The organism is Massilia sp. NP310, assembly GCF_019443485.1.
Classification (GTDB): Bacteria; Pseudomonadota; Gammaproteobacteria; order Burkholderiales; family Burkholderiaceae_D; genus Telluria; species Telluria timonae.
This window is the reverse complement of sequence record NZ_CP080379.1, coordinates 4613802-4638028: the sequence shown is the minus strand read 5'-3', so window position 1 is coordinate 4638028 and position 24227 is coordinate 4613802. Positions and strand designations below refer to the sequence as shown.

General features: G+C 64.9%; 20 protein-coding genes. 8 read left to right on the top strand and 12 right to left on the bottom strand.

Annotated features, from left to right (window positions below; genetic code table 11):
- Positions 1-413: 413 nt before the first annotated feature.
- From KY496_RS20355 to KY496_RS20345, 3 genes are read left to right on the top strand one after another with little or no spacing between them, the layout of a single operon-like run.
- The gene (locus tag KY496_RS20355; protein WP_184237928.1) at positions 414-908 is read left to right on the top strand and encodes a type VI secretion system tube protein Hcp; all 495 of its coding nucleotides are present in this window, start codon (positions 414-416) and stop codon (positions 906-908) included.
- Between the two features lie 11 nt (positions 909-919).
- Positions 920-1417 (top strand): hypothetical protein, encoded by a 498-nt coding sequence (locus tag KY496_RS20350; RefSeq protein ID WP_005663502.1) that lies wholly within the window; start codon positions 920-922, stop codon positions 1415-1417.
- A gap of 2 nt (positions 1418-1419) precedes the next feature.
- Positions 1420-1818 carry a hypothetical protein gene (locus tag KY496_RS20345; protein WP_051205005.1) on the top strand — a complete coding sequence of 133 codons (399 nt, stop codon included), beginning with the start codon at positions 1420-1422 and terminating at the stop codon, positions 1816-1818.
- 488 nt (positions 1819-2306) lie between these two features.
- Here KY496_RS20345 and rpsJ read toward each other — a convergent pair whose 3' ends face one another.
- From rpsJ to KY496_RS20315, 6 genes are all read right to left on the bottom strand, one after another.
- Entirely contained in the window at positions 2307-2624 is a 318-nt protein-coding gene (gene rpsJ, locus KY496_RS20340) for a 30S ribosomal protein S10 (RefSeq protein ID WP_005663509.1), read from the bottom strand.
- 191 nt (positions 2625-2815) lie between these two features.
- Entirely contained in the window at positions 2816-4006 is a 1191-nt protein-coding gene (tuf, locus tag KY496_RS20335; protein WP_005663511.1) for an elongation factor Tu, read from the bottom strand.
- 74 nt (positions 4007-4080) lie between these two features.
- Positions 4081-6186: an elongation factor G gene (gene fusA, locus KY496_RS20330; RefSeq protein ID WP_005663513.1), complete on the bottom strand. Its 2106-nt coding sequence runs from the start codon at positions 6184-6186 to the stop codon at positions 4081-4083.
- Positions 6187-6315: 129 nt separating this feature from the next.
- Positions 6316-6786 (bottom strand): 30S ribosomal protein S7, encoded by a 471-nt coding sequence (gene rpsG / locus KY496_RS20325; protein ID WP_005663516.1) that lies wholly within the window; start codon positions 6784-6786, stop codon positions 6316-6318.
- A 137-nt stretch (positions 6787-6923) separates the two neighbouring features.
- Positions 6924-7307 (bottom strand): 30S ribosomal protein S12, encoded by a 384-nt coding sequence (gene rpsL / locus KY496_RS20320; protein WP_005663517.1) that lies wholly within the window; start codon positions 7305-7307, stop codon positions 6924-6926.
- A 319-nt stretch (positions 7308-7626) separates the two neighbouring features.
- The gene (locus KY496_RS20315; RefSeq protein ID WP_219862172.1) at positions 7627-8508 is read right to left on the bottom strand and encodes a LysR family transcriptional regulator; all 882 of its coding nucleotides are present in this window, start codon (positions 8506-8508) and stop codon (positions 7627-7629) included.
- A 103-nt stretch (positions 8509-8611) separates the two neighbouring features.
- Between KY496_RS20315 and metE the strand changes: the two genes are divergently transcribed.
- Positions 8612-10903 (top strand): 5-methyltetrahydropteroyltriglutamate--homocysteine S-methyltransferase, encoded by a 2292-nt coding sequence (gene metE, locus KY496_RS20310; protein ID WP_219862171.1) that lies wholly within the window; start codon positions 8612-8614, stop codon positions 10901-10903.
- Between the two features lie 9 nt (positions 10904-10912).
- On the opposite strand, the gene KY496_RS20305 is transcribed toward metE, so the two are convergent.
- From KY496_RS20305 to KY496_RS20285, 5 genes are all read right to left on the bottom strand, one after another.
- Positions 10913-11875 carry an alpha/beta hydrolase gene (locus KY496_RS20305; RefSeq protein ID WP_219862169.1) on the bottom strand — a complete coding sequence of 321 codons (963 nt, stop codon included), beginning with the start codon at positions 11873-11875 and terminating at the stop codon, positions 10913-10915.
- The gene (locus KY496_RS20300) at positions 11872-12108 is read right to left on the bottom strand and encodes a hypothetical protein (RefSeq protein ID WP_219862167.1); all 237 of its coding nucleotides are present in this window, start codon (positions 12106-12108) and stop codon (positions 11872-11874) included. The genes KY496_RS20305 and KY496_RS20300 overlap by 4 nt, the downstream gene beginning before the upstream one ends.
- Positions 12109-12130: 22 nt before the next feature.
- Complete coding sequence (locus KY496_RS20295) at positions 12131-12622, bottom strand: hypothetical protein (RefSeq protein ID WP_219862166.1); 492 nt, start codon at positions 12620-12622, stop codon at positions 12131-12133.
- 79 nt (positions 12623-12701) lie between these two features.
- Positions 12702-13751 (bottom strand): AraC family transcriptional regulator, encoded by a 1050-nt coding sequence (locus tag KY496_RS20290; protein WP_219862164.1) that lies wholly within the window; start codon positions 13749-13751, stop codon positions 12702-12704.
- Positions 13748-14608, bottom strand: a complete 861-nt coding sequence (locus KY496_RS20285) for a GGDEF domain-containing protein (RefSeq protein WP_219862162.1) — start codon at positions 14606-14608, stop codon at positions 13748-13750. The genes KY496_RS20290 and KY496_RS20285 overlap by 4 nt, the downstream gene beginning before the upstream one ends.
- 279 nt (positions 14609-14887) lie before the next feature.
- Between KY496_RS20285 and KY496_RS20280 the strand changes: the two genes are divergently transcribed.
- Both KY496_RS20280 and KY496_RS20275 read left to right on the top strand, forming a co-directional pair.
- Positions 14888-17413, top strand: coding sequence for a TonB-dependent receptor (locus tag KY496_RS20280; protein WP_219862160.1), 2526 nt, complete (start codon positions 14888-14890; stop codon positions 17411-17413).
- Positions 17410-19260, top strand: coding sequence for a phytase (locus KY496_RS20275; protein WP_219862159.1), 1851 nt, complete (start codon positions 17410-17412; stop codon positions 19258-19260). The genes KY496_RS20280 and KY496_RS20275 overlap by 4 nt, the downstream gene beginning before the upstream one ends.
- On the opposite strand, the gene KY496_RS20270 is transcribed toward KY496_RS20275, so the two are convergent.
- The gene (locus KY496_RS20270; RefSeq protein WP_229520320.1) at positions 19206-20804 is read right to left on the bottom strand and encodes a hypothetical protein; all 1599 of its coding nucleotides are present in this window, start codon (positions 20802-20804) and stop codon (positions 19206-19208) included. The genes KY496_RS20275 and KY496_RS20270 overlap by 55 nt on opposite strands.
- Positions 20805-21024: 220 nt before the next feature.
- Here KY496_RS20270 and KY496_RS20265 point away from each other — a divergent pair, with 220 nt between their 5' ends.
- Positions 21025-22803 (top strand): YbhB/YbcL family Raf kinase inhibitor-like protein, encoded by a 1779-nt coding sequence (locus tag KY496_RS20265; RefSeq protein ID WP_219862155.1) that lies wholly within the window; start codon positions 21025-21027, stop codon positions 22801-22803.
- 158 nt (positions 22804-22961) lie between these two features.
- Positions 22962-24227 (top strand): efflux RND transporter periplasmic adaptor subunit, encoded by a 1266-nt coding sequence (locus KY496_RS20260; RefSeq protein ID WP_184239999.1) that lies wholly within the window; start codon positions 22962-22964, stop codon positions 24225-24227.

The following is a 24227-nucleotide window of genomic DNA, read 5'->3' as shown; positions in this document are numbered from 1 at the left end:
ATGGATCGACGATAGGAGGATGAACCATTCGATTACAGCATGCGGAAGGAATATGAACAACGGCTGGCGATCGCCACATAGAAGATCATGCGCCTCGCATGGCTGAAATGAGACCAGCTCCCTGCGACGTGGAACTGCGCTCGTTGCAAAGCATCACCGGGCCTGACTTATTGTCCGCTTGATGCTCAGGAGGCCAAGGATTGACTCGTGCCAAGTCCTTGTGTTCGGCTTGGCGCAACAATGCCCTCTTGAGTTCGCCAACTTTCCTCAAGGGGGCGCCACATGCACGTCTGGACAGCCCTTGCGCTGGAAGTCCTCGCCACGCCGAACCGCAACAGAACCGCCAGCGCCCGCAAGAGGCGCATCACGAAGTATTTCCAAAGGCACTTCAACCTGAACCACGGAGACTACAAATGGCAATCGACGTGTATCTGCAGATTGACGGTATCAAGGGTGAATCCCATGACGACAAGCACAAGGACTGGATCGAAATCGTGCAGGCTCAATGGGGTGTGGCGCAACCTGTCAGCTCGCCGGGCTCCGCTACCGGTGGCCGCACCACGGGGCGCAGCGAATACCGCACGCTGTCGCTGGCCAAGCTCGCCGACCTCGCATCGCCTGTACTGATGCAGCACTGCTCGAACGGCAAAACCATCCCGAAGGCGAAGATGGAATTCATGCGGGCCGATGGTGACGGCAATCGGGTGAAGTATTATGAGGTCGAGTTAGAGAACGTACTGATCGGCAACATGGAACAGATGGTGGCGGAGGGAAGCATCCTGCGTGACCACATCTCCCTCCACTTCAGCAAGGTCAAATGGAGGTACACGCAGCAAAAGATCGGCGGCGGTACGGGCGGTCAAACCGCCGGCGGCTGGGACCTGGGCTGCAACAAGTCGTGCGCGTAACGGAGGTGGACATGGCCGATCAAAAAGACGACCCGCTCCGGCCCACCCAGGACTCGCGCGGCTTCTTCATGCTGCCGCGTTCGCCGGCAGAGTCCGGCTACTACACCTACGGCACCATGGACAACAAGCCGGACAGGGGTGGATACCAGTACCCTCACCCGATCATGATGCAGGCAATTCTGCGCGTGGGCCTGGAGTGGCAGGCCATTGATCGGCGCCGCTTCGGCATCGGTAACATCAGTCGTGCTGACGCATTCGATGACGATGATCACGACTCCCATCTGGACGGCCTGCAGGTGGATGTCCGGCCACTTCGTAAGGATGGGCTCGAAGAACCGGTGACATGGAGGCAAGCGCAGCTGTACGACAGAGATGGGACAGCGAAACTGATCGAGTTGTTCCGCACCTTCGCCCCGGTCAGGCTCGTTCTGTTCAACGACACCAGCATCCCGTTCGTTAGGACAGCCAGGCGTCATGACGACCATTTCCATGTAGCCTTGATCGGATGAGTATGCGCAAATTGACCTTGCTAGTTCTCGCTGGCCTGTGCCAGATAGGCAGCGCTGCCGAAGACAACAAAAAGCCCCACGAGCTGAATCAGTGGAACCCGCTCAATGCCAACTACAAGATTCACTCAGGCGGCACTGCCTATTCGGAGCTTCCTACGAAGACAGACAGCGCACTTTCGGTCGCTTTCAGGGACGAAGCGGCGAGACAGGTGTTCGAGCAGATCGGGCCGGACGTAGAGCCCGTCTGTGGGAGCGGCGAAAAGGGTTATCGGGTACGAGAGAAAAAGGGCATCTATTGCTCATTTACTCCTCGCTTGGAAAATCCTAAAAACTCACTTTACCGATGCTGGATAGGGATCGACCTGCGAACTGGCGAGGGCGACGTTCGGGTAACGTGCTGAACCGATGCCCACAGAATCCCTTCGGCAACGACTTGCCCGAAAGGTGAGAAATCCAGGGATGTACGCTCTGCTCGCTTGAGATTGGTGCGGAAGATGAAGCCCGGCAGGAGCAGGAAAAAAACGATCAGCGCAGGCAACGCGACGTTCATCAGAACGTGGTGTTATGCGGCCTTGGGTACGATAGTAACGCGAACCGACTGACCGTCGTCACGGCGAATCTTGAACTCGCCTGCAGCAGCCTGGCGTGCCGTTTGCGGGAGGCTCCGTTTGCTGGTCATGAACTGGCGCAACTGGTCCCGAGCTTGCGGATCAGCAAGGAGTTCTGACGCGAGCTGGCTTTTCAAGGCTTTCATGCTTTAACTATGCCACAAGTAAAAAACGATTGCATCTGACGATACGCTTTCTTGCGCATAAAAAAAGAAGGCCGGCTCGCTAAGCGATACCGGCCCCATGTCCATCGGCGGAAGACTCCGCCAGATGAAAAAATATTACTGCAGCTTGATTTCGACGTCGACGCCAGCTGGCAGGTCCAGCTTCATCAGTGCGTCAACGGTCTTGTCGGTCGGGTCCACGATGTCCATCAGACGCTGGTGCGTACGGATTTCGAACTGGTCGCGCGAGGTCTTGTTCACGTGTGGGGAACGCAGCACGTCGAAACGCTGGATGCGGGTCGGCAGTGGGACTGGGCCCTTGACGACGGCGCCGGTGCGCTTGGCGGTGTCGACGATTTCCAGTGCGGACTGGTCGATCAGCTTGTAGTCAAACGCTTTCAGGCGGATACGGATTTTCTGGTTTGGAGCGGACATGCTAATTCCTTTAAAAGAACGTTCCGGCTTGCTGCCGGCAATGTGGTAAAGGTACTTCGGTACTGCTCAAGAGGCGGGAGTATATCATCGTTCCCGCTCAAACAGATGGGGACAGACCAAAAAGTCTGTCCCCATCGTTGTGCTGGCAAGACGCTCCGGAGAGCGCCTACCTGCGATCAAGGCCTGATGAATTAGGCGATGATTTTTGCCACGACGCCGGCGCCGACGGTACGGCCGCCTTCGCGGATTGCGAAGCGCAGACCTTCTTCCATCGCGATCGGAGCGATCAGCTTGACGGTGATCGAGACGTTATCGCCTGGCATGACCATTTCTTTGTCTGCTGGCAGTTCGATCGAACCGGTCACGTCAGTCGTACGGAAGTAGAACTGAGGACGATAGTTGTTGAAGAACGGGGTGTGACGGCCGCCTTCGTCTTTCGACAGGACGTAGATCTCACCGGTGAAGTTGCTGTGTGGCTTGATCGAGCCTGGCTTTGCCAGAACCTGACCACGCTGCACGTCTTCACGCTTGGTGCCGCGCAGCAGCAGACCGACGTTGTCGCCAGCTTGACCTTGATCCAGCAGCTTGCGGAACATTTCCACGCCGGTGCAGGTGGTCTTGACGGTGTCAACGATACCGACGATTTCGATTTCTTCGCCGACTTTGATCACGCCGCGCTCGACACGACCGGTCACGACGGTGCCGCGGCCCGAGATCGAGAACACGTCTTCGACTGGCATCAGGAAGGCGCCGTCAACAGCACGTTCCGGGGTTGGGATGTAGGTGTCCAGGGCTTCTGCCAGACGGGCGATGCACTCTTCGCCCATTTCGCCTGGCTGGCCTTCCAGCGCCATACGTGCCGAACCCTTGATGATTGGCAGGTCGTCGCCTGGGAACTCGTACTTCGACAGCAGTTCGCGGACTTCCATTTCGACCAGTTCCAGCAGTTCTGCGTCGTCGACCAGGTCGCACTTGTTCAGGAACACGATGATGTATGGAACGCCAACCTGACGCGCCAGCAGGATGTGCTCGCGGGTCTGTGGCATTGGGCCGTCAGCGGCCGAGCACACCAGGATCGCGCCGTCCATCTGCGCAGCACCGGTAATCATGTTCTTGATGTAGTCGGCGTGGCCTGGGCAGTCAACGTGAGCGTAGTGACGGTTTTCGGTTTCGTACTCGACGTGCGCGGTGTTGATGGTGATGCCGCGTGCTTTTTCTTCCGGAGCCGCGTCGATCTGGTCGTAGGCCTTGGCTTCGCCGCCGAATTTCTTCGACAGGACGGTAGCGATTGCAGCCGTCAGGGTGGTTTTGCCGTGGTCAACGTGACCGATGGTGCCGACGTTGACGTGCGGCTTGGTCCGTTCGAATTTACCTTTTGCCATTTCCTAATTCCTTTAAGAGAAACGATATATTTGTTTAACTGGAGGGATGGGACGTCCCATCCCTCCATTATCTATTACTTGGACTTCGCGGTGACGATGGCGTCAATCACGTGCTTCGGAGCTTCCGAATAGTGCTTGAATTCCATCGTGTAGGTCGCGCGGCCCTGGGTCGCCGAACGCAGCGAGGTCGAGTAACCGAACATTTCCGACAGCGGGACTTCGGCCTTGATGATCTTGCCGCCGCCGCCTGGGATTTCGTCCATGCCCTGGACCATACCGCGACGCGACGACAGGTCACCCATCACCGAACCAGCGTAGTCTTCAGGCGTTTCCACTTCCACGGCCATCATTGGCTCGAGGATGACCGGATTCGCTTTACGGCAGCCTTCCTTGAACGCCATCGAGCCCGCCATGCGGAACGCGTTTTCGTTCGAGTCGACGTCGTGGTACGAACCGAAGGTCAGGGTGACTTTGACGTCGACCACTGGGTAACCAGCCAGCACGCCGGTGGTCAGGGTTTCGCGCACACCTTTTTCGACTGCAGGGATGTATTCGCGTGGAACCACACCGCCCTTGATCGCGTCGATGAACTCGAAGCCCTTGCCTGGCTCTTGCGGCTCGATCGACAGGACTGCGTGACCGTACTGACCACGACCGCCCGACTGCTTGACGAACTTGCCTTCGACGTCGGTGACTGCCTTGCGGATGGTTTCGCGGTATGCAACCTGTGGCTTGCCGACGGTCGCTTCCACGTTGAACTCACGCTTCATGCGGTCAACGATAATTTCCAGGTGCAGCTCGCCCATACCACCGATGATGGTCTGGCCCGATTCTTCGTCGGTACGCACGCGGAACGATGGGTCTTCCTGTGCCAGGCGGTTCAGCGCCAGGCCCATTTTTTCCTGGTCGGCCTTGGTTTTCGGCTCGACTGCCTGTTGAATCACAGGCTCAGGGAAGACCATTTTTTCCAGGGTGATGACAGCCGAAGGATCGCACAGGGTTTCGCCCGTGGTCGCTTCTTTCAGGCCGACCGCAGCGGCGATGTCGCCGGCGCGCACTTCCTTGATTTCTTCGCGCTGGTTGGCGTGCATCTGCAGAATACGACCCAGGCGTTCTTTCTTGCCCTTGACCGGGTTGTAGACGGTGTCGCCCGAATTGACCATGCCCGAGTAGACGCGGAAGAAGATCAGCTGGCCGACGAACGGGTCGGTCATGATCTTGAATGCCAGCGCCGAGAATTTCTCGTTGTCGTCAGCTTTACGGGTGACCGGCTGGTCGTCTTCATCGGTACCGGCGACTGGTGGAATGTCCACTGGCGACGGCAGGTATTCGATGACGGCGTCCAGCATTGCCTGCACACCCTTGTTCTTGAACGCGGTACCGCACATCATCGGAACGATTTCCGACGCGATGGTGCGCTGGCGCAGGGCGGTCTTGATCTCTGCTTCCGACAGATCGCCTTCTTCCAGGTACTTGTTCATCAGCTCTTCGCTGGCTTCAGCAGCGGTCTCGACCAGCTTCTCGCGCCATTCGTTGGCTTGATCGACCAGTTCCGCAGGAATGTCGCGGTAGTCGAACTTCATGCCTTGCGAAGCGTCGTCCCAGATGATTGCTTTCATCTTGACCAGGTCGACCACGCCCAGGAAGTTTTCTTCCGCGCCGATCGGGATCTGCAGAGGGATCGGATTTGCCTTCAGGCGAGCGCGCATCTGCTCGTAGACCTTGAAGAAGTTCGCGCCGGTACGGTCCATCTTGTTGACGAAGGCCAGACGTGGAACTTTGTACTTGTTAGCCTGACGCCACACGGTTTCCGACTGTGGCTGCACGCCGCCGACTGCGCAGTAAACCATGCAGGCGCCGTCGAGCACGCGCATCGAGCGTTCGACTTCAATGGTGAAGTCAACGTGGCCCGGGGTGTCGATGATGTTGATGTGGTGAGGCTCGAAGTTACCGGCCATACCTTTCCAGAAGCAGGTCGTCGCTGCCGAGGTAATGGTAATGCCGCGTTCCTGCTCTTGCTCCATCCAGTCCATCGTCGCTGCGCCATCGTGCACTTCGCCGATCTTGTGGTTGACGCCCGTGTAGAACAGGACGCGTTCGGTGGTGGTGGTTTTACCAGCATCGATGTGAGCCGAAATACCGATATTGCGGTAGCGCTCGATGGGGGTCTTGCGTGCCATAATTTTTCCTAAATCTTTGAATGGACAAAACCGAGCATCATCTTGATGATCAAAATGAGCCCGGCCTGAACAACAGATACTGCAGGGGCATATTCAGGAGAAAATTCCCCCTGCGGTCTGCCCATTTTTTTAGAAGCGGAAGTGCGAGAACGCCTTGTTCGCTTCTGCCATGCGGTGGACTTCGTCACGACGCTTCATTGCGCCGCCGCGGCCTTCAGCCGCTTCCATCAGTTCACCACCCAGACGTTGCGGCATGGATTTTTCGCTGCGCTTGTTTGCGGCTTCGCGCAACCAACGCATGGACAGCGCCATACGACGAACCGGACGAACTTCCACTGGCACCTGGTAGTTGGCGCCACCGACACGGCGGGACTTGACTTCCACCAGCGGTTTAGCGTTGTTGATCGCGGTCGTGAACACTTCCAGCGGGTCTTTGCCCGACTTGGATTGAATGTGTTCGAATGCACCGTAGATGATGTTTTCTGCAACCGACTTCTTGCCGGACAGCATCAGAACGTTGACGAATTTGGCGACATCGGTGTTGCCGAATTTTGGATCCGGCAGGATCTCGCGCTTGGGTACTTCACGACGACGTGGCATTTCAATTCCTTCCTGTCTTCAGTTGAGTGCGGATTCCACACTCGCGAAAGGCCCTCATGACCCTTCACTTACTCGGCCTTGCGGCCGGCTCAACTTATCTAATTAATGTGACGTGTCGATGACACGCACCTCGAAGATTACTTCTTCGCAGCCTTGGCACGCTTGGCGCCGTACTTCGAGCGCGCTTGCTTACGGTCTTTGACGCCCTGGGTATCCAGTGCACCGCGAACCATGTGGTAACGCACACCTGGCAAGTCTTTCACACGACCGCCGCGCAGCAGCACGACACTGTGTTCTTGCAGGTTGTGGCCTTCACCGCCGATGTACGAAATGACTTCGAAACCGTTGGTCAGACGCACTTTGGCGACTTTACGCAGCGCCGAGTTTGGCTTCTTCGGGGTGGTGGTGTACACACGGGTGCACACGCCACGTTTTTGCGGGCAGTTTTCGAGTGCCGGCGACTTGCTCTTCACAACCGCGGCTTCACGCGGCTTGCGAATCAATTGATTGATGGTTGGCATCGTTCCTAATCCAACTAAATTGCTGCTACGTTGACGACCCGGGACGGCAAACAGGCTGGCCCGGGGACTAAAACCTAGTCCCGTAAGAACTGACAGCGGAGGCGACGAAAGCCACTCGACAAAAGGAGCGGCTGCGAATGCGTATACGATGTGCAGAATAAAAACGAGAACTCGCGAATATACGCTGAATGTGACGGCGGGTCAACCGATTTGCCACTCCGCTCAGCTCGCCTGGGCGAGCGGGCCGGTAAACCGTGGTGAATGTGGCATCACCGCGACGGGCCTGCCCCATGACGGTGCAAAACGTGCCTGCGGGCACTCACGCTTGACGCGCGATCTCCACGAACGCTTCCAGGTAGGCGGTGCCGGCATCCACTTCGCGCGTGCCCAAGAAGATCTGCTTGAACACCCCTTCGTGCCCCAGCCGCACCGGCGCTACCGCCATCCTTCCCGCATACTCGTCCACCAGCCAGCGCGGCAGCGCCGCCACGCCGCGGCCGCTCGCCACCATCTGCAGCATGATGTCGGTGGTCTCGATGGTCTTGCGCTGGCGCGGCGCGCAGCCGGCCGGCAGGAAGAACTGGTTGTAGATGTCGAGCCGCTCGACGTCGACCGGATAGGTGATCAACACGTCGTCGGAGAGGTCGGCCGGCTCGGCGTGGGAACGCCCGGCCAGCGGATGGCCGCTGCCTACCACCAGCACCTGCTCGTAGTCGAACACCGGCACGAAGCGCAGCCCCGGCTTGAACAGCGGGTCGGGCGTGACCAGCAGGTCGATCTCGTAGCCGTGCAGGGCCTTGAGGCCGCCGAACTGGAAGCGCTGCTTGACGTCGACGTCGACCTCGGGCCATGCGGCGAGGTAAGGATCCACCACTTTCAACAGCCACTGGTAGCAGGGATGGCACTCCATCCCGATGCGCAGGGTGCCGCGTTCGCCGCGCGCGTATTCATGCATCAGGCGCTCGGCATGCTCGAGCTGGGGCAGCACCCGTTCGGCCAGCGCCAACAGATAGCGCCCGGCCTGGGTCAGGCGCAGCGCCCGCCCCTCGCGCGTCCAGACCGGCGTGCCGAGCTGCTGCTCGAGCTTCTTCACCGTGTGGCTCAAGGCCGATTGCGTCAGGCACAGCACGTCGGCGGCAGCGGTCAGCGAGCCGCGCCGGTCGACCTCGCGGATCAGGGACAGGTGGATGCGTTCGATCATGTCACATGAGTAAAATTAATGGATGGATGAAATCATACCAATTTTATTCATGGATCAAGCGGCCTATCATGAACTCATCCATTCTTATCAGGCTGACTTCATCATGACGACTACCCACACCCTCGGCTTCCCGCGCATCGGCGCGCGCCGCGAACTGAAATTCGCCCTCGAACGGTTCTGGAAGGGCGAAGCCTCGGCCCAGGAACTCGGCGCGCAGGCGGCAGCGCTGCGCCAGCGCCACTGGCAGCAGCAGGCCAGGCTCGACTTCGCCCCGGTCGGCGACTTTTCGCTGTACGACCAGGTGCTGGACATGAGCTTCACCCTCGGCAACGTGCCGGCGCGCGCGCATGCGCACCATGGCGATGCGCTCGACGCGTCGATTCATTCTTATTTCCGGGTAGCGCGCGGCCGCAGCCAGGGCGATCACGACCATGCCTGCGGCGGCGTCCATGCCGGCGAAATGACCAAGTGGTTCGACACCAACTACCACTACATCGTCCCCGAATTCAGCGCCGACACCGGTTTCAGGCTCGACACCGCGCGCCTCGAAGAACAACTGGCCCAGGCGCGCACGCTGGGCGTGAAGGCCAAGCCGGTGATCATCGGCCCCCTCACCTATCTGTGGCTGGGCAAGGCCAAGGACGGCAGCGACCGGCTCGACCTGCTGCCCAAGCTCCTGCCGGTGTATGCCGAGCTGCTGGCCTGGTTCGTCACGCAAGGCATCGAATGGGTGCAGGTCGACGAGCCGGCGCTGGTCACCGAGCTCGATGCGCGCTGGCAGGCCGCCTATGCGAGCGCCTACGACCTGCTCCAGCACAGCGGCGCCAGGCTGCTGCTGGCGACCTATTTCGGCCGCCTGGAAGACAACCTGGCGCTGGCCTGCGCACTGCCGGTGGACGGCCTGCACCTGGATGCGATCAACGCCCGCGCCGAGATCGCGCCGGTCATCGCGGCGCTGGGCCAGGACAAGGTGCTGTCGCTGGGCGTGATCGACGGCCGCAATATCTGGAAGACCGACCTGCACGCCACATTGGAATGGCTCGAGCCGGTGCAGCGCCGGCTGGGCCAGCGCCTGTGGATCGCGCCATCGTGCTCGCTGCTGCACGTGCCGGTCGACCTGCAGAACGAGACCGCGCTCGATCCCGAAATCCGCTCGTGGCTGGCGTTCGCCGTGCAGAAGCTGGAAGAATTGCGCATCCTGGCCCATGCGCTCGACCATGGCCGCTCGCAGGTGCAGCTCGAACTGGTCGAGAATGCCGCCGCGATCGACCGCCGCCGCGCCTCGAAGCGCGTGTCGAATCCTCAAGTAGCGCAGGCACTGGCCGCAATCACTCCGCAGCTGGGCCAGCGCGCCAGCGGACACGCCGAACGCAGCCGGAAACAGGCCGCCCTGCTCCAGCTGCCGAGCTATCCGACCACCACCATCGGCTCCTTCCCGCAGACGGCGGCGATCCGCCAGGCGCGCAATGCCCATAAAAAAGGCGAACTGGATGCGGCCGCCTACGAGGAAGCGATGCGCGGCGAGATCGCGCGCTGCGTGCGCGAGCAGGAAGCGCTGGGGCTGGACGTGTTCGTGCACGGCGAGGCCGAACGCAACGACATGGTCGAATACTTCGGCGAGCAGCTCGACGGCTATGCCTTCAGTCAGAACGGCTGGGTGCAATCCTATGGTTCGCGCTGCGTGAAGCCGCCGATCCTGTTCGGCGACGTGCGCCGCCCACAGGCGATGACGGTCAAGTGGACGACTTACGCACAGTCGCTGACCGACAAACCGATGAAGGGCATGCTGACCGGCCCGGTGACGATCCTGAACTGGTCGTTCGTGCGCGACGACCAGCCGAGGTCCGTGAGCTGCCGCCAGCTGGCGCTGGCCATCCGCGAGGAAGTGCTGGACCTGGAGCGCGCCGGCGTGCGCGTGATCCAGATCGACGAGGCGGCCCTGCGCGAAGGCTTGCCGCTGCGGCGCGGGGAATGGAAGGACTACCTGGACTGGGCGGTCGAGTCGTTCCGCATCACGGCCAACGGCGTGGCGGACGAGACCCAGATCCACACCCATATGTGCTATTCGGAGTTCAACGACATCATCGCCGCGATCGCCGCCATGGATGCCGACGTGATCACGATCGAGACCTCGCGCTCGGATATGGAGCTGCTGGACGCGTTCGACGATTTCCAGTATCCGAACGAGATCGGGCCGGGCGTGTACGACATCCATTCGCCGAACATCCCGAGCCAGGATCACATCGTGGACCTGATGCGCAAGGCCGCGACCCGTATCCCCCCCAACCGCCTGTGGATCAATCCGGACTGCGGCCTCAAGACCCGCAACTGGGAAGAAGTGCTGCCGGCGCTGCGCAATATGGTGGCGGCGGCGCATACCCTGCGCGCCGCCTGAAGCCAGCCCTCAGTTGGTCTTTTTCAGGAAGTCGCTGACCGCCTTCACCAGCAATGGCGAGACTGGCAGCGACGGGTCGCTGTAGGCCGCGGCCTGCAGCGCCGGGTCGGCCCGCACGTGCTTGAAGATATGGTTCATGCCGGGAATGATGGCCAGGGTCGCATCGGGCTTGGCGCGATGCAGCCCGTAGGCCTGGGCCACCTCCACCTGGATGTCGGTATTGCCCTGGACGATCAGCACCGGCATGGTCAGGGCGGCGATGCGCTGCGACGGCACGTACTTGAACCACGAGATCACGTAGGGCTGGATACTCGGCCGGTAAGCAGCCATCAGCGCGGGCGGCACCTGGTCGACCGTCGCGCCGTTCTCGAGCGCCGCCAGGATGCGCTCGTTTTCCTTGTCGAGCTCGGGCGGCAGCTTGCCGGCAAGCTGCTTGCGCAGGATGGCCGGGGCGCCGTCGGCGGCGCCGGCGATCGAGACGAAGGCCGCGGCGCCGGCCTGCTGCGCCGCCAGCATGCCGATCAGGGATCCCTCGCTGTGACCGATCACGGCCACCGGGCCGAAGCGCGCATCGGCCTTCAGCTTGCCGAGCCAGGCCGCGGCATCGTCGACGCCGGTCTCGAAGCGCAGCTCGGATTCAGGCGGTCCGGCCGCCAGGCTGGCGGCCACGCCGCGCTTGTCGTAGCGCAGCGAGGCGATGCCCTCCTCGGCCAGCGCCACGGCCAGCATCCTGAGGCTGTCGTTGCGGCCCGGGATCAGGGGGTTGTTGCCGTCGCGGTCGGTCGGGCCGGAGCCGGCGATGATCAAGGCGACCCGCGGCTTGCCCTCGAGGGCGGCCGGCAATTGCAGGGTGCCGGCGATGCGGCCGGTCGGCGTGTCGAGATTGATGTGTTCTTCGGTCGTTTGGGCCGGGGCGATGCCGGCGGCCAGGAACAGCAACAGCGTGGCAACGAGGCTGGTGGCGGATTTCATGCGCGCTCCGCGGTGATCGTCCTGGGCGAGACCGCCAGGACCGTCAGCCAGCCCAGGAAGGAAAAGCAGCGCTGCAAACCCACGAAACACAGGAACCAGACAGCCCACTGCGCGGCGCTGAACTGGACCGGCTGGTACTGGATTCCGGCCGCGTGCAGCAACCCGATCGTCGAGATCGCCGTGAGGATCACCACGGGTAGGAAAAACCACCACTTCCTTTCAAGCTCTGACATAGCATTCCTCATTCAATATCATTCACGCCGCCACCGGCAGGCCGCGCTGCGCCAGGCAGAAATCCTGGATCTGTTCCAGCGCCGCCTCGGCTTGTCGCTGGTCCAGCCCCGCCCCGAAATGGTAGCGGCGGGTAGCGGTCTCGATCTCGATCCGGCCATGGCCGAAGCCGAGGGCATCCCACTTGGCTTCCGGCGTCCAGGCCTCCGGCGCCGGCAGCAGCCGCAGCGCGCGGATCTCGTCGGGCCGGAAGGCCAGCTCGATCGGCGGCAGCTCGCCCGCAGGGGCGATGTACAGCTCATCCCGGAACACGAAGTTGCGATACAGCGCCCAGGCGGCCACGCTCACGATGGCCAGCGCGCAGGCGGTGAAGATGGCGACGCCGGGCGACAGGTCGCGCTGCGCGCCGCTGGCCAGGCCATAGACCAGCAGGCAGACGAAGCAAAAGGACATGCACGCGGCAAAGCCGCGCTTCTGGGTTGGACAGACGATATGCAGGACCAGGCTGGCGCTCATTCCTTTTCTTCGAAAACGGCCTTGACCGTGAAAGATACCACTTCTCGGAGAATGGAATATGCGCGGATTCTCTCGCGTCCTACATTCCCGGCTCCAGCGCGCCCATGAACCAGCCCAGCTCTCCGTCCAGCGCGGCCCGGATCGGACCCGGCGTGAGGCCGGTCCAGCGCTTGAACGAGCGCCGGAAATTGGCGGCGTCATGAAAGCCCAGGTAGCGCGCGACCTGCTCGTTGTCGGCCCGCTCGACCTGGAACAGCCACAGCGCCACATGGGTGCGCACCTGGTCGAGCTCACCCTGGAAATGGGTATGGTGGCGCAGCAGCTGGCGCTTGAAGGTCGCCGGGCTGACGCCGAAGTCGGCGGCGGTGCGCTCCAGCGTCGGCGCCGTGCGCACGTTGGCCAGCAGATAGTCGTACAACGCGGCCAGGATGCCGGGTGCGCGCGCCTCTTCCTGCTCGGCGGCCCGCTGCGCCAGGCGCGCCGCCATCTCGCTGGCGCGCGGCCAGGGCCGGTCGAGCCAGGCCGCCGGCAGCAGCATGGCGTCGAGCTGGCAGCCGAAGCGCAGCTCGGCGCCCAGGTGGACGTGGTGCTGTTCGACGTGGCGCGGGGCGCCGCGGTTGAAGCAGAAGCGCCACGGCAGGCGCTCGCCGCCCAGCCAGCGGCACAGGGCGACCACCGCCGTCATGTGCATCTCGACCAGGGCCGGCCGGATGCCGGGCGCGCCATAGGCGTCGACCCAGTACAGCAGCGCGACCTCGCCCCAGGTCACGAAGCGCGGCCGCAACAGCGGCGTCAGGCGCGCGTGGAAACGGCACAGGGTCTGCAGCAGCGTGCGCAGGTCCGGCGCCTGCACCAGCGCGTGGCTGGCGGCGCCGTCATGACCGGGCAGCAGCAGCTGGCCCAGCATGAAGCTGGTGTCGGGGCTGTCCAGCGCATGCAGGGTGTTCGCCAGTTGCTGCAGGTATTGCGCCGGCGCCACCAGGCGGTCGGGATGCAAGCCTGCCAGCAAACCCGTATCGCGCAGCAGGTCGGCGTCGCTCGCATCGCGCGAGCGGCCGTATTCCAGCGCCAGCGCGGGCTGCTGCCGCGCCGGGATCGACGGTTCTCCGGCCGGCTGCCAGGCGATCACACGGCGTCCATCTGGCGGCACAAGTCGGACAGCAGCGCATCCGGCGCCCCCTGGGCGGGCGCGCAACCGTGGCGCAGCGAGATCCGCACCCGGCCCTTGGGCGCATGGTGGCGCATCGAGGACACCATGCGGCACAGGTGCTGGGCGGCGTCGCTCGCCTCGCCTTCGTGCAATCCGGGCATCAGCACCGCGAAGCGGTCGCCCGCATAGCGGCACAGCAGGTCTTCGTTGCGCAGGTTCAGGAGCAGCATGTGCGCCACCGCCTGCAGCACGCGGTCGCCCTCCGCCTGGCCGTGTTCGCGGTTGATGCGGTGGAATTCGTCGATGTCGAACAGCACCAGCGCGCAGCCCTGGCCATCGTTGCGCCGACTCTCCAGGCGCAGCTGCTCGCGCAGGTAGGCGGCGTCGGCCAGCTGGGTGATGCGGTCGAACGGGCGGTGGTTGCGAAACAGCCGCTCGCGCTTGCGCATGTGGTCGGACAGCGTGGCCTGCTCGAGCCTCCAGTAAGCCATGCCCACGGTGAGGACCAGCATCCCGAGCGGCAGCAGCGACTCCAGCGCGTTGTCCCACAGCGCCGCCTTGTCGACGTCGACCACCTCGTCCAGGCAGTCGGCCCAGGAGCCGAGCATGATGCAGGCCAGGCCGCTGGACAGCAGCCGCGTGACCAGCCCGTCCGGTCGGCTGGACAGCACGATCAGGCACCACAGCGCCGCCAGCAGCGAGGTGCCGCCCTCGCTGGCGATGTCGACCCAATCCCATTCGGCCATCGGGATGACCACTCCGGCGCCGACGAACAGGAAGGCAAAGGCGCCGAGCAGCGCGCCGATCAGCAGGGCATGGCGGATCACGTTGGACATGGGGTCAGCGTTCGAAGTGGATCGCCGGAACATAGCGCAGCCACATGACCGCAGGATGACAGGATGGCAAAGCTGTGGCATCCCGGCACGGGGTCCGAACGGCTCACGTCGCATGGCGTCCCATCGCATTCACCCGCGGCCGCCCTGCGGCGTGCGCCATGGGTGGCGGGTCAATTCAGCTCATCTTCGGTCTACGCAGGCGCTCTTGCGGACCGGCGTCACCAGATCGTCACATTGAGACACCAGAATCCGCCCCACTCCAACTATCTTCTTGCCCCCATGCGCCATCTCGCCCTCCCCGCCGTCACCGCCAGCCTGCTGGCCGCCGCCGGCGTCCACGCCGCGCCGGCTCCGGCCCCGGCCGTCGAATCCAGCGTGGTCGTCACCGGCCAGCGCGCCAGCCTGGCGCGCGCCATCGCCGCCCAGGAACAGGCCGACAACATCGTCAGCGTCGTCAGCAGCGACGACATCGGCCACCTGCCGGACAAGAACGCCGCCGAGGCGCTGGCGCGCGTGCCGGGCCTGTCGGTCCAGCGCGACCAGGGCGAAGGCCGCTACGTGGTGGTGCGCGGCCTGGACGCCGACTACAACAGCGTGACCATCAACGGCGCCCTGGTGCCCTCGCCGGAAGCGACGCGCCGCGCGGTGGCGCTGGACGTGCTGCCGGCCGGCCTGGTGCGCTCGCTCGAAGTGACCAAGTCGGCCACGCCCGACCAGGACGCCAACTCGCTGGGCGGCACGGTCGAGGTCAAGACCCTGTCGGCGTTCGACCTGCCGGGCAAGCTGCTCAGCGTCGGCGTGGCCGCCAGCCACGACACCAACACCGACCAGAACAGCCCCGGCGCCAACCTGCTGTGGGCCCAGCGCTTCATGGACGGCAAGCTGGGCATCGCCGCCGGCCTGTCGGGCGAGAAGCGCAAGTTCGGCTCGGACAACGTGGAAACGGGCGGCGCCTGGGACGGCAACCGCCTGGAAAGCTTCGAGATGCGCGACTACCTGCCCACGCGCGAGCGCCGCGCCGGCGCCGTCAACCTCGACTACCGCCCGGACGCCAGCACCAGCTACGCCCTGCGCGGCTTCCTCAGCCGCTTCTCGGACGAAGAGTCGCGCGACCGCATGACCGTGGGCGACTTCGAGAACGACGACGAAAGTGTGGTCGAAGGCGAGCTCGCCCCGGCGACCGTCGAGCGCCGCCTGCGCCAGCGCAAGTACACGCAAGAGATCCGCTCGCTCACCGGCTCCATGGACCGCCGCTTCGGCGACGCCTGGAAGATGCACCTCGAAGCCGCCACCAGCCGCGCCACCGACGAGACGCCGAACGCGATCAGCGACGCGCGCTTCACCAACGTCGAGAGCTTCGAGGGTGTCGGCTTTACCAACACCCGCGCCCCGCACCTGATCGCCCCGGCCGGCGTGCTTGATGCCGCCAACTACGAGCTCGATTCGTTCGCGATCGAGCGCGCCTACGCCAGGGACACCAGCCACCAGCTGCGCCTCGACCTGCAGCGCGAATTCGACGCCGGCGACTGGAGCGGCGCGCTCAAGTTCGGCGCCAAGGCCACCCGCCGCGACAAGCGCACCGACACCGACGCCTGGGAATTCGGCAGCGACGACCCGGAAGACGGCGATTACTGGGGCGACGGCCCGACCTCGATGAGCGCCTTCGTCAATGGCACACGCATCGACTACCCGTTCGGCAACCTTGGCTACACGCTCGACCCGAACCTGGTACGCGCCCGCCTGGCCGGCCTGAACCGCGAGGGCGCGCGCGCGATCGTCGACTCGGCGCTGGACGACTTCAAGCTGCAGGAAGACATCGACGCCGCCTACGTGCAGGCCAGCCTGCGCAGCGGCGCCTGGTCGCTGCTGGCGGGCGTGCGCGCCGAGCGCACCCGCTTCAAGGCCGACGGCTCGCAAGTGACGGACGAAGAAGAGATCACGCCGCGCGGCGCGGCGCGCTCCTACACCAACTGGCTGCCGGGCATGCACCTGCGCTACGACCTCGACCAGCACACCAGCCTGCGCGCGGCATGGAGCAACTCGGTGGTCCGCGCCAACTTCGCCCAGCTGGCGCCGGGCGTCAGCCTGGATGGCGACGACGAAGCCACCATCGGCAACCCGGACCTGAATCCGCTGCGCTCGCACAACCTGGACCTCGGCATCGAGCGCACCATCGGCGGCGACGGCGTGGTGTCGGCCTATGTCTTCACCAAGGACATCAAGGACTTCACCTATGCCACCGACCTGGCCGGCCGCGGAGAATGGGCCGACTTCTCCAGCGCGATCTCGTACGCCAACGGCGAAAAAGCACGGGTGCGCGGCATCGAACTGGCCTGGCAGCAGCCGCTGCGCATGCTGCCGGCGCCGTTCAACGGCCTCTTGATCGGCATCAACGGCGCCATCACCCACTCGCGCGCCGGCATCGACAGCGCCGATGGCGACGGCGGCGTCGGCACGCGCGAGATCCGCATGCCGGGCCAGTCGAACCGCATCGGCAACCTGATGGTGGGCTATGAATCCGGCCCATTCAGCGCGCGCCTGGCGATGAACTACAAGTCGCCCTACCTGCTCGAACTGGGCGAGGACGTGCTCGACGCGAGCCAGGACCGCTACGTCGACACCCAGAAGCAGCTGGACTTCTCGATGTCGTACAAGCTCGACAAGCGCTGGCAGCTCACCTTCGACGCCAGCAACCTGAACAACGAAAAATACTACGTGTACATGGGCGACAAGTCCCGCAACGCGCAACATGAACAATACGGCCGCACCTTCAAGATCGGCCTGAAAGCGAGCATCTTCCAATGAAAAAAATCGTTTCCCCGATCGTTACACTCATCGTCCTGGCGGCGCTGCACGGCGCCATGTCCGCAGCACTCGCCGCACCGCAAGTGGCAAAGGCGCCGCTCGACGCCGAAGAACTGGCTGCCCTGCCTGGCGGCGCCTGGCTGGCGCTGGACAAGCGCGGCCTGCGCCTGGTCGGCGCCGACGGCATCGACCGCGCGACGCTGGCCCTGCGCGGCGAGCGGCTCGACCTGCGGCCTGACGTCCATCCTTCTTCAGGCGGCGCGCTGGCGGTGCTGGTCGACTCGAACCTCGAACAGGCCCAGCCCGTGCGGATCGACCTGGCGGCCGGTACGCTGACCCGCCTGCCGGCGATCCCGAGCGCCGGCTTCGGCATCGAGGCGGCCTGCATGTACCGCGATGCCCAGAACCTCGACCACGTGTTCCTGGTGGGCGCGGATGGCCAGGCGCAGCAATGGCTGCTGGGCGAGCCCCACCGCCTGGTGCGCCGCCTGGCGCTGCCGACCGGCGTCGAACACTGCCGCGTCGACGACGCCTACGCCACCCTGTTCGTGGCCGAGGAAGGCATGGGCCTGTGGGCCTATGGCGCCGACGCCGAAGGCCCGTCGGCGCGCACGCCGGTGGCGCTGCGCGCGCCCTATGGCAAACTGAAAGGCGAGATCCAGGGGTTGGCGGTGCTGCCTGGCGGCGTGGCCGCCCTCGGCGAAAACGGCCAACTGCTCGGCTGGCGCCGTGCCGGCGCCGCATGGCAAGCATTGCCGGCGCGCGCGCTCGGCGCCAAACAACTGGTGGCCCTGGGCGGCGGCGCCCTGATGGTGCAGACGAAAAAAGGCTGGCAGTCGCCGGCCCTGGCCTGGAAAGCCGGCAGCGCGCCGCCGCGTTCCCTGCCGATCGTGATGCCGCGCATGCAGACCGCGCCGGTGGCGCAGATGGGCGACGCGGCCGACGACCCGGCGATCTGGGTCAACCCGCTTGATGCCAGCAAGTCGCGCATCCTCGGCTCCAACAAGAAGCAGGGCCTGCTGGTGTATGACCTGGACGGCCGCCAGACCCAGTTCCTGGCTTCCGGCCGCCTGAACAACGTCGACGTGCGCCAGGACCTGCGCTTCGAGGGTCAGCGCGTCGACCTGGCGCTGGCCACCCAGCGCGACGAGCAGGCGATGGTGCTGTACACGATCGACGCCGGCGGCGAACTGGCGGAAGCGGCGCGCCTGCCGACCGGCCTGGGCGACATCTACGGCACCTGCCTGTACCGCACGCCCGAAGGCGGCCTGGATGCTTTTGTGAACGACAAGGACGGCCGCTACGAGCACTGGCAGATCACCCGCAGCGGCGGCAAGTACGGCGCCAGGCTGGCGCGCCAGTTCAGGGTCGCGACGCAACCCGAAGGCTGCGTGGCGGACGACCGCAGCGGCCTGCTGTTCGTGGGCGAGGAAGACAAGGCGCTGTGGGTCACGTCGGCGAAGGCCGACCAGCCGGCCAAGCTCGAGATGGTGATGCCGGTGGGCGAATGGCTGCACGACGACATCGAAGGCATGGGCATCTACCACGGCGACAAGCGCAGCTACCTGGTGGTGTCGAGCCAGGGCAACAGCAGCTACGTGGTGTTCGATGCGGCGCCGCCGTTCAAGGTGCGCGGCGCGTTCCGGGTCGGCATGGATCCGGTGGCCGGCATCGACGGCGCCTCCGAGACCGATGGCCTGGAAGTGAGCTCGGCGAACTTCGGCGGCCCGTACACGCGCGGCATGCTGGTAGTGCATGACGGCTTCAAGCGCATGCCCGAAGGCGCCCAGAACTACAAGACGGTGGCCTGGGACGACGTCGCCAAGGCCCTGAAGCTGGAAGATTGAGGCGGCGCGGGTTCCACCAGGTGGCTGCTCAACCAGCGCGCCACCTCGGCCGCCCGCTCCTCGATCCGCGGCCCGAAGCCCTGGCTCGCCAGCAGCGCGATGCCGTTCGGGTTGCGCAACACGCCCGGCGCCAGCACCGGCTGGCCGCTGGCGGTGTCGATGAAGAACGGCGCCAGCTGCGCGCGCAGCAGCGGCGCCAGCACCAGGTTGTGCGAGGACACCAGCACCAGGTCGCGCTCCGATAACTGTTCCAGCACGGCGCAGGCCGCCGACACCGACTCCAGGTGGTTCGTGCCTCTGAATACCTCATCGATCAGGCAGATGCCCGGCGGCTGGCCGGCAACGTCCAGCAACTCCTTCGCGCGCCGCAGCTCCGCCATGTACAGGCTCTCGCCGCCCAGCAGCGAATCCTCGCTGCGCATGCTGGCGCGCACCGGCAGCGCCGGCAGGCAGGCGCGCGTCGCGTAACAGAAGCCGAAGGCGCGCGCCGCGATCGCGTTCAGGCCCACCATGCGCAGGAAGGTGCTCTTGCCCGAGGCGTTCTGGCCGGAGACGAAGGCGCCTTTTCCTTGCAACGCCACCGACAGCGCGACCGGCTGCGCCATCAGGGGATGGACGCCGCCCTCCAGCACCAGCGTGCGCGCATCGCCGCGCTCGGCCCAGCACCAGCGCTCCATCGCTGCCAGGTGACGCGCCAGGGTCACGTCGGCCTCCAGGTTGGCGCAGGCCAGGTAGCACTCGCGCAGGAAGGCACGCTCGGCATGCACGATGCGCCGCGTCTTGAAATGATAGACCACATTGGCCGCTGCGAACCAGTCGGCGTACTGCAGCGCGCCCGGGATCATGCGCAGGCTCAGCGAGCGCGCCAGGCGCACGTGCAGGCGTTCCGCCCTCGGGCGCGCCGCCACGAAAGGTTCCAGCAGCTGCCCGCCCTGCCCGCCCAGCAGGCTGGTCGCGCGCAGCAGCGCGTGCAGCGCGCGGATGGCGGCGGCCCATTCCTCGAGCGGGCGGTGCAGGCGCATCTGCAGCGCCATCAGGGGCGCTAGCGCCGCCAGGGTCAACATCCAGCCCAGCGGCTGGGTCGCCAGGGCGGCCAGCGACAGCAGCAGCGCGAGCGGCAGCAGCCATAGCCAGTGCGGCCACCACGGGATTGTCGGCGCCGTATCCTGGAACAGCAGGCCGGCCACCTCGGCATCGGCATGGCGCAAGGTAGACAGGCTGGCGTCGATCGCATCCAGCCGCGCCGGGTCATCCATCAGCGCCTGCAGGCGCGCGCGCTGCGCGACGCATGCCGCATCGTCGATGCCGGCCCGCAGGCGCCGGTGCAGCACCTGGCGCGCGAAGATGCTGGCCTGGGGCGCCAATTTTTCTTCGTACGATTCGAGCAGCAAGTCGTTCCAGGTCTGGTCGTCGATGCCGGCGGCGCCATCGAGGCGATACAGGCGCTCGACCTCGTCCGGGATGAAGAAATGGCGCCGCGGAGGGGCGGGTGGGACGAGCGCGAGGCTGCGCCACAGGTCTTGCAGGCGGTCGAACAACGACACTGATGGACTTTCTGGAGAACCGGCCGCGCCGGGTGCCAATCCAATATACGGGTCGATTGCCATCTTGCAAGATCGAAAACATTTATGGGTTGAAATTACCCATGGCGCATGTTCAACATTGAATTCGACAATGTACGTTTCCAAACATACCGCTTTCCGAATCGCTGGCACGATCATTGGCGCAAGGCTCCCACAACAACGACCAAGAAAGGTAGGCCCGATGAAACGCGCTTCGCTCGCAGCCGCGCTATGCCTGATGTTCGGCTCCGCCACCGCCCAGCAGGGCGACGGCACCCTGTTCTCCACCAAGATCAATGTCTGGAAACCCAACAAGGTGGAGGCCACGCCGGAGCGTATCGCGGCGCTGAAGGCCCCGCAAGGCTTCACGGTCAGCGCCTTCGCGACGGGCCTCAAGAACGCGCGCATCATCGCGGTGGCGCCGAACGGCGACGTGTATGTGAGCCGGCGCGACCAGGGGGACGTGCTGCTGCTGCGCGACGCCAACGGCGACGGCCGCGCCGACGGCGCGCCGGTCACGGTGGCCAACCGCGCCGGGGCTCACGGCCTGGCGATCCGCGACAACAAGCTGTACCTGGTCACCGTCAAGGAGCTGTTCGTGGCCGACATCAAGCCGGACGGCCGCCTGGGCGAACTCAAGATGCTGCTCGGCGACCTGCCCGATTCGGGCCAGCACCCGAACCGCACCATGGCCTTCGGCCCGGACGGCATGCTGTACCTGAGCGTCGGCAGCACCTGCAATACCTGCAACGAGAGCAATGTGGAAAACGCCACCTTGCTGCGCGTATCCCCCGACGGCAAGAGCCGCAGCATCTATGCCAGCGGCCTGCGCAACATGATCGGCTTCGGCTGGCATCCGACCACGGGCGAGCTGTGGGGCTTCGACCACGGCATCGACTTCCTGGGCGACGACGTCCAGCCCGAAGAGATCAACAAGATCGAGCTGGGCAAGCAATACGGTTGGCCGCATGTGTATGGGGCCGGCGAGATCTACCCGCAAAGCACGCCGCAGGGCGAGATCACCAAGGAGCAATGGAAGGCCCGCAGCACGCCGATGGTGCTGGGCTATACCGCGCACGCGGCGCCGATGCAGTGGGCATGGGGCGCCGGCAGCGCCTTCCCGGCGGAATACCAGGGCGACGCTTTCGTGACCATGCGCGGTTCGTGGAACCGGGTGCCGGCGTCGGGCTACGAGATCGTGCGCGTGCGCTATCAAAACGGCCAGCCGACCTCGGTGGAGCCCTTCGTCACCGGCTTCCTGACGGACGGCGGCAAGACCCATATCGCGCGCCCGGTCGGCCTGGCGCTGGCCAGGGACGGCTCGCTGCTGATGGCGGACGACGCCAACGGTGTGATCTACCGTGTCGCCTACACCGGCGCCAGGACGGCCGCCGCCACGCCGCCGAAGGCGCCGGCCGGCCCCATGGAGCAGCAGGTCAACAAGGGCAACAAGGTTCCGCTGGCGAACCAGCGCCCCGAGACCGAGGCCAAGGGCCAACTGAGCGTGACGTCGTCGAGCTTCAGCGCCAACGGGATGATGGACGAGCGCTACACCGAGTATGCGGACGGCGTCTCGCCGGCGCTGTCCTGGAAAGCCGTGGCGGGCGCGAAGTCGTACGCGGTCATCGTGGAAGACCCGGACGCCAAGCCGGTCACGCCCTTCGTACACTGGGTGATGTGGAATATCCCGGCCACCATCACCAGCGTACCGGAAGGCGTGCAGGAGCAGCCCCGCCTGTCCGACCCGGACGGCGTACTGCAGGGCCGCACCACGCGCGGCGCGCCCGGCTACTATGGTCCCAAGCCGCCGGTCGGCGAGGCGGCGCACCGCTACCACTTCCAGGTCTATGCCCTCGACAAGATGCTCGACGTGCCATTCGGCGCCGACCGCGACCAGGTGCTGGCGGCGATGAAGGGCCATGTGCTGGCCAAGGGCGAAATCGTCGGCAGGTACGGCCAGAAGCAGCAGCCGCAGAAGTGAGCGCGACGCGGACAGTCCTGTCCGCGAACGACCGCAGGGAGGCCGGACGGACACCGCGGACAGCGGCGTTCGCCGGCCCTCACCTTATGAATCAATAACTTACATCCTGGCATGGATCGTGCTGTAACGACAAGCAACCCGTCGTTACTGGACACGCCATGATTCGCGATACATCCCTGCAAGACGCCGTCGTCGCCCCGCCGGCCGGCCACAAGATCAAGCGCCGCGCGCTGCTGCTAGGGGGCGCCGTCGCCCTGGCCGCCGCCAGTTTCTCCCTGTACGCCGCCTGGAGCGGCAGCGAACATTCCGTCTCCGCCAGCCGCGTGCGCATCGCCGAAGTCCAGCGCGGCACGCTGGTGCGCGACGCCGCCGTCAACGGCCGCGTCGTGGCCGCCGTCAGCCCCACCCTGTATTCCACCGCCCCCGCCACCGTCAACCTGAAGGTCGCCGCCGGCGACACCGTCAAGAAGGGCGACGTGCTGGCGGTGCTCGAGTCGCCCGACCTGACCGACGCCCTCAAGCGCGAAGTCTCGACCTACGAACAGCTCAAGGCCGAGGTGGCGCGCCAGCAGATCCTGGCGCGCAAGCAGCAACTGCTGGCCCGGCGCGAAGCCGACACCGCCGAGATCGAGCGCCTGTCGGCCCAGCGCACCGTGGAGCGCTACGACAGCGTGGGCGTGGTCGGCATCATCGCCAAGATCGACTACCAGAAGGCCCAGGACGCCCTCAACTCGGCCGGCATCCGCGCCAAACACGCGGCGCAGGCGGCCAACCTCGAAGGCGACGACGTCCAGCTGGCGATCCGCACCAAGACCAACGAGATGGAGCGCGCGCGCCTGTCGATGGCCAATGCCCAGCGCCGGGTCGACGAACTGACCGTGCGCGCGCCGGTGGACGGCTTCATCGGCACGCTGAACGTCCAGAACCGCATGGTGGTCATCGCCAATGCCCCTTTGATGACGCTGGTCGACCTGTCCAAGCTCGAAGTCGAGGTCGAGGTGCCCGAAACCTATGCCGGCGACCTGGGCCTGGGCATGAGCGCCGAGATCACCCTGCCCTCGGGCCGCGCCACCGGCAAGCTGTCGGCGTTGTCGCCCGAGGTGGTCAAGAACCAGGTGCTGGCGCGGGTGCGCTTCGACGGCGAGCAGCCCAAGGGCCTGCGCCAGAGCCAGCGCGTCAGCGCGCGCCTCCTGATCGAGGAAAAGCCGAACGTCCTGATGGTGCAGCGCGGCCCCTTCCTCGAAAACGAAGGCGGCCGCCACGCCTACGTGATGCGCGACGGCGTCGCGCAGCGCACCCCGATCCAGGTCGGCGCCACCAGCATCTCGGCGGTCGAGATCCTCTCCGGCCTGCAGGTCGGCGACCGGGTGGTGGTGGCCGGCACCGACGCCTTCGAGAACGCCGCACGTGTTTCGATCAACTGA